This window comes from Frankia sp. CcCS3 (genome assembly GCF_977927575.1).
Window position 1 is genome coordinate 1 of the sequence record NZ_CDWRCL010000255.1, and the last position, 5,377, is coordinate 5,377.

Consider the following 5,377-nt stretch of genomic DNA (forward strand, 5'->3'; position numbering starts at 1 on the left):
TGGTCAGGCTCACCAGCAGCAGCGCGCCGACCGCGATCAGCGCCGGGCGCGGGAACGCGCGGCGCCGGCCGGCGGTGGTCGTGCGGGCGGCGGTGGTCCCCGGGCCGGTGGTCATGCCCGGGCCGGGGCGTAGCGCAGGGTCTGGATACGCCAGCCGTGGTCGGTGAGCGACAGTTCGGCCGTGCCGACCCGGGTCGGCACGCCCGGGGCGTCGGAGACCCGCCGGCCCGCTGGGTCCAGCAGCCCCACCGCCCGGGTTCGCACGGTGAAGTCCACCTCGGTGACGAGCCCGACCCGCGGCCGGGCGAGCACGTCGCTCAGCTGATAGGCCGGCCCGTCCGCGCGCAGCCCCCGCTGCTGGAGTGAGCGGGTCACCCCGACGTCGAGGGCGCAGGGCTGGCAGCCACCGAGCGCCCTCGGCGCGATAACCGCGACCCGACCGGCCCGCGCGGCCTCGTTGATCTCGTGAAAGTAGCCCTCGACCGTGCGAGTAGCGGCCGCGGGCGTGTCGTCGACCGAACCGGGGACCGAACCGGGGAAGGAAGGGCCGCCGGAGACGGCCGTGCCCGGGTTCTGGGAACCGGGGCGGGTCGGGACCGCGGCCCCGGATGGCTCGTGCTGGTCGCCGCCGCAGCCCGCGCCCGTGAGGATGACGAGCATGGCGATAGCGACCCCCAGCCGTGCGGCGTACCGTGACGACCCGTTGTCCGCCTGCACAAGTCGCCAGGATAGCCGCGGAAACGCGGTATGTGGATAGGCGCCAACGGAGAACGGGGGGCAGGTCCTACTATCAGTTCGATGATGGGAGTCACCGACGGCGACCGGGTATTCCGGCTGTGCCCCCGCGGCCTCGGCATCCGGCGTCGGCGGGTCCTCGGATCATCGTCCGTCGGCGCCTCGGCCCGGGCCGGACGACCTGTCCCGGCCTGCGGATCATCGAGCCGGGTCCCAGCTGCGTGGCACGCCCGCCGGCGTCATCGATCGCTATCTCCACCATCTGGAGGGCGAACGCGGACTCGCGCACAACTCGGTGCTCGCCTACCGTCGCGACCTGCGCCGCTATTGTGATCATCTCTCCGCATGCGGTCTGTCCTTGTTGGGCGCGGTCGGTGAGGCGGAGGTTGCCGGATTCGCCGCCGTGCTGCGCACCGGTGACGACACGCACCCGCCGCTTGCCGCGGCGTCGGTCGCGAGGATGCTGGTCGCCGTCCGGTCGCTGCACCGCTTCGCGGCCGACGAGGGTGACGTCCCCGAGGACGTGTCCCGGCCGGTTCGACCGCCGACGCCTCCCCGGCGGCTACCGAAGGCCCTGAGCATCGACCAGGTGGTGGCCGTCCTCGCCGCGGCCGCGGGTGCGCCCCCGTCGGGATCCCCGCCGCCGCCCGGGGGACCGCCGCCGGTGGAACCGGCCGAGGCCGTCCGCCGTCTGCGCGCGACCGCGTTGCTGGAGCTTCTCTACGGCACCGGGGCCCGGATCTCGGAGGCCGTCGGTCTCGACGTCGACGATCTCGATCTGGAGGCCGCCTCCGTCCGCCTGCACGGCAAGGGCGGACGTGACCGGATCGTCCCGCTCGGTCGGTGCGCCATCGCCGCGGTGGCCGACTACCTGCGGGTGGGGCGGCCGATGCTGGCCGCCCCCCGCTCGGGGCCCGCGGTCTTCCTGTCCCGCCGCGGTAACCGCCTGTCCCGGCAGAGCGCGTGGTCGGTGCTGCGTACGGCGGCGCTCGCGGCGGGTGTGGAGGGGGTCTCACCCCACGTGCTGCGCCATTCCGTCGCCACCCACCTGCTCGACGGCGGCGCCGACGTCCGGGTGGTGCAGGAGCTGCTGGGACACGCCTCGGTCAGCACCACTCAGATCTACACCCTGGTGACGGTGGACCGGCTTCGCGAAGTGTACGCGGCCTCACACCCACGCGCCTTGGGCTCGACCCTGGGCTCGATCGGTCACCACTCCCGGACCTGGGGACCCGAGGACGGATCCGTGCATGACGGATCCGTGAGTTTCGCCGGGGCACCGCCCCGGTTCTGAGCGACGGTCGGCGTCCCGGGCGAATGTCCACCCGGGACTGTCCGCGGGAGAACGCGCCAAGCGGCGCGACGCCACCGCTTGGGGACGCGTGGACCGGCGCGGCACGTGGACACGCTCAGGATGGGGTGTACGGCCCCAGGCTGGGCATCCCGTTGGAGGGAGCCGAGGCGGGAACGCCGCCGACACCGCCGACCGTCTGCGTGCTGCGCTCGGCCAGGGTTTCGCCCACCTTGCGGGCGATCGCTTCCATCAGGCGCAGTGCCTGCGGCAGCGACAGGTTCAGCACCACTTCGCTGTCGTTCGTCATCGCGAAGCGAACCGACACGTCCGCCATTGCTCGACCTCTCTCGCCTGACTCCGAAGATCTGCTCGATGTGTGTGAAACGGAACGGTACGGCCCATCTGAGACCAATGCGCGCGCGGGGTTCCTGGAAGTACCGGCAGGTTCGCTTTTCGTGTCTACTCTCTCACCAAGTGTCGCGGTCCAAGAGCTGTAGCTGTCAGTCACGTGGGTTGCTCCTCTGCCGGTGGCGACGTGTATGGACCCGGTCGATCCGGATCTCCCCACGGGGGGGCGAGCTCGGAAAAATCGGGCACGTAGCTGTCCCGTTGTCTCTGCATAGTCCCTCATTGCCAGGAGCTGTCCGCAAGGGGGTGGACTTGTCATGCATCGTCATGTCGGAGGGTGAACGGGTTGGTTCCCACCGTTCTGGGAACGCTTTCACGGGTGTCACGCAGCCGGGCGGCCAAAGCCCGGATCGGGCAGGATGGCAGGGTGGCTTCGACTGACCGCGTCCGGCCGGATGTCCCCGCGCTGATCATCGGTATCCTCGGCGGCTCGGGTCCGCAGGGCGGGGGCCTCGGTCTGCGGTTCGCCGCCGCCGGCCATCTCGTGCTGATCGGGTCCCGCTCGACCGAACGCGGCCAGCAGGCCGCGGCCGCGCTCGCGCGTCCCGGCCTGCGTATCGAAGGCGCGGACAACGCCACGGTCGCCGAGCGCGCGGATATCGTCATCATCGCGGTTCCCTGGGATGGCCATCGCCAGACCCTGGCCGCCTTGCGGGAGCCGTTGGCCGGGAAGATCGTGATCGATTGCGTCAACCCCCTCGGCTTCGACAAGGGGGGTGCCTTCGCGCTCGCGGTGCCCGAGGGCAGCGCCGCGCAGCAGGCGGCCGCCGTCCTGCCGGACAGCACCATCGTGGCGGCCTTCCACCACGTCTCTGCGGTGCTGCTGGCCGATGACGCGGTCGCGAAGATCGACACTGATGTCCTGGTCCTCGGCGACGATCGGGCCGCCACCGATCTGGTGGCCGCGCTCGCCGAGCGCATTCCCGGCATGCGGGGCATCTACGCCGGCACGTTGCGCAACGCCGGTCAGGTCGAGGCGTTGACCGCAAACTTGATCTCGGTCAATCGTCGGTACAAGTCACACGCCGGCCTGCGGGTCACCGATGTCTGAGCGGCGTCCGGACGTGGCCTCTCCGGACGTGGCCCGTTCGGACGTGGCCACGGTGGCGAACGGGCGGGAACGAGAGGCGGGGACGGCCCTCCGGGACGATCTGGGCCACCCGGTGGCGATTCCGGCGCGGGTGGAACGGATCGTCTCGCTCGTTCCCAGCCTCACCGAGTCGATCGCCGTTACCGCGCCCGGTCTGCTGGTGGGTGCCACCGACTGGTGCAGCCATCCCGCGGGGCTGGCCGTCGCCCGGGTCCGGGGGACAAAGAACCCCGACCTCGACACCATCGTCTCCCTGGCTCCGGACCTGGTCTGCGCGAACGCCGAGGAGAACCGGGAACCCGACCTCGCCGCGCTGCGCCGGGCCGGGCTCGCCGTGTGGGTCACCGCCCCTACCACGGTCGATCAGGCTCTGGTGAGCCTGGACCGGATGCTGCGCCTGGCCTGCGGGCTGGCTCGTCCCGGCTGGCTCGACGCCGCCCGGCAGGCCTGGGCCGTGCCGGCCGCCGGGCCGCGGCGGCGGGCGTTGGTGCCGATCTGGCGCCGGCCGTGGATGGCGGTCGGCCGGGACACCTTCACCGGCGACGTGCTGCGCCGGCTGGGGGTCGACAACGTGCTGGCGGACTCGCCGGACCGCTACCCTCGGATCGATCCCGCGGCCGTCCCGCCCCATGACCTGGTGGTCCTGCCCGATGAGCCGTACCCCTTCAGCCCGTCGGACGGACCCGAGACCTTCAGCGCGCCCGCGGTCTGCGTGTCCGGCCGCCTGCTGACCTGGTACGGCCCGTCCCTGGTCGAGGCGGGGTCCGTGCTCGCGGCGGCGCTGGCCCGGACCGGCGATGGGCCGGAGTGACAGCGCCGCCGCCGGCACCACCGGCCGGATGGCTGATCAGTAGCTGTGCTCGATTGTCGGGTACCTGCCGTCCCGGACGTCCGCGCGGTAGGCCCGGGCGGCGTCCGCGAGAATCGTGCGCAGATCCGCGTACCGCTTGACGAACCGCGGCGCGCGGCCGTCGCTCAGCCCGGCCATGTCCTGCCAGACCAGCACCTGGGCATCGCATCCCGAGCCGGCTCCGATGCCCACGGTGGGGATGCGCAACTCCTTCGTCACCCGGGTGGCCAGATCGGCGGGAACCACCTCGAGCACGACCGCGAACGCGCCGGCCGCCTCGAGCGCCAGCGCGTCGGCCAGCAGGACCTCGCCGGCCTCGTCGCGGCCTTGGACCCGGTAGCCCCCGATAGTGTGGATGCTCTGCGGGGTCAGCCCCAGATGCCCGATAACGGGGATGCCGGCGCCGACCAGGGCGTCCACCGCCCGGACCACCCGGGAACCGCCCTCGAGCTTCACCGCGTGCGCCCCGCCCTCCTTGAGGAAGCGGGTAGCGTTCGCCAGCGCCTCGGCCGGCCCCCCCTGGTACGACCCGAAGGGCAGATCGGCGACGACCATCGCGTGCGGTGCTCCGCGGACCACCGCCCGGACCAGCGGCAGCAGCTCGTCGACGGTGATCGGCACGGTCGTGTCGTAGCCGTAGACGACGTTGGCGGCTGAGTCCCCGACCAGCAGGACGGGGATCTCCGCCTCGTCGAAGACGGCGGCGGTGGTGGCGTCGTACGCGGTCAGCATCGACCACTTCTCGCCCCGGTTCTTCGCCGCGGCGACGTCACGCACTGTGAAACGGGACCGGCGTGGCCGCGGCGGCGTGGTCGGCGCGCCGTAGGGCGTCGCCGCCGGGCCCGCCGGGTGGGTGGGTGTGCCTGAAGCATCCATGAGCGCTCCTGTACGTCCGTCCGGGCGCTGGGCGTCCCGGCGTCCCTCTCATGCTGCCACCAACGGCCGCCACGCGGAGAGCCCGCGGCGGAGCAGATCCCCCGGCCCCTAGGGCCTGTTTGGG

Annotated in this window: 6 protein-coding genes; 3 read left to right on the top strand and 3 right to left on the bottom strand. The window is 72.4% G+C overall.

Annotated elements, in window-relative coordinates; all coding sequences use genetic code 11:
* Positions 1 to 111 precede the first annotated feature (111 nt).
* Positions 112 to 660 carry a hypothetical protein gene (locus AC08OQ_RS17330; protein WP_476602004.1) on the bottom strand — a complete coding sequence of 183 codons (549 nt, stop codon included), beginning with the start codon at positions 658 to 660 and terminating at the stop codon, positions 112 to 114.
* A 370-nt stretch (positions 661 to 1,030) separates the two neighbouring features.
* On the opposite strand from AC08OQ_RS17330, the gene AC08OQ_RS17335 reads away from it, so the two are divergent.
* Complete coding sequence (locus AC08OQ_RS17335) at positions 1,031 to 2,029, top strand: tyrosine recombinase (protein ID WP_476602003.1); 999 nt, start codon at positions 1,031 to 1,033, stop codon at positions 2,027 to 2,029.
* Positions 2,030 to 2,144: 115 nt separating this feature from the next.
* Here AC08OQ_RS17335 and AC08OQ_RS17340 read toward each other — a convergent pair whose 3' ends face one another.
* Positions 2,145 to 2,363: a hypothetical protein gene (locus AC08OQ_RS17340; RefSeq protein ID WP_023841797.1), complete on the bottom strand. Its 219-nt coding sequence runs from the start codon at positions 2,361 to 2,363 to the stop codon at positions 2,145 to 2,147.
* Between the two features lie 441 nt (positions 2,364 to 2,804).
* On the opposite strand from AC08OQ_RS17340, the gene npdG reads away from it, so the two are divergent.
* Both npdG and AC08OQ_RS17350 read left to right on the top strand, forming a co-directional pair.
* On the top strand, positions 2,805 to 3,488 hold the full coding sequence (gene npdG, locus AC08OQ_RS17345; RefSeq protein WP_476602002.1) for an NADPH-dependent F420 reductase: 684 nt from the start codon (positions 2,805 to 2,807) through the stop codon (positions 3,486 to 3,488).
* Complete coding sequence (locus AC08OQ_RS17350; protein ID WP_476602001.1) at positions 3,481 to 4,338, top strand: helical backbone metal receptor; 858 nt, start codon at positions 3,481 to 3,483, stop codon at positions 4,336 to 4,338. The genes npdG and AC08OQ_RS17350 overlap by 8 nt, the downstream gene beginning before the upstream one ends.
* A gap of 36 nt (positions 4,339 to 4,374) precedes the next feature.
* Here AC08OQ_RS17350 and panB read toward each other — a convergent pair whose 3' ends face one another.
* Positions 4,375 to 5,253 (bottom strand): 3-methyl-2-oxobutanoate hydroxymethyltransferase, encoded by an 879-nt coding sequence (gene panB / locus AC08OQ_RS17355; RefSeq protein WP_462188278.1) that lies wholly within the window; start codon positions 5,251 to 5,253, stop codon positions 4,375 to 4,377.
* Positions 5,254 to 5,377 lie beyond the last annotated feature (124 nt).

What these genes read in the sequence shown, in the direction of transcription:
- AC08OQ_RS17340 (WP_023841797.1), bottom strand. Translation starts at nt 2,363, where the DNA reads ATGGCGGACGTGTCGGTTCGCTTCGCGATGACGAACGACAGCGAAGTG.
- AC08OQ_RS17330 (WP_476602004.1), bottom strand. Translation starts at nt 660, where the DNA reads ATGCTCGTCATCCTCACGGGCGCGGGCTGCGGCGGCGACCAGCACGAG.
- panB (WP_462188278.1), bottom strand. Translation starts at nt 5,253, where the DNA reads ATGGATGCTTCAGGCACACCCACCCACCCGGCGGGCCCGGCGGCGACG.
- AC08OQ_RS17350 (WP_476602001.1), top strand. Translation starts at nt 3,481, where the DNA reads ATGTCTGAGCGGCGTCCGGACGTGGCCTCTCCGGACGTGGCCCGTTCG.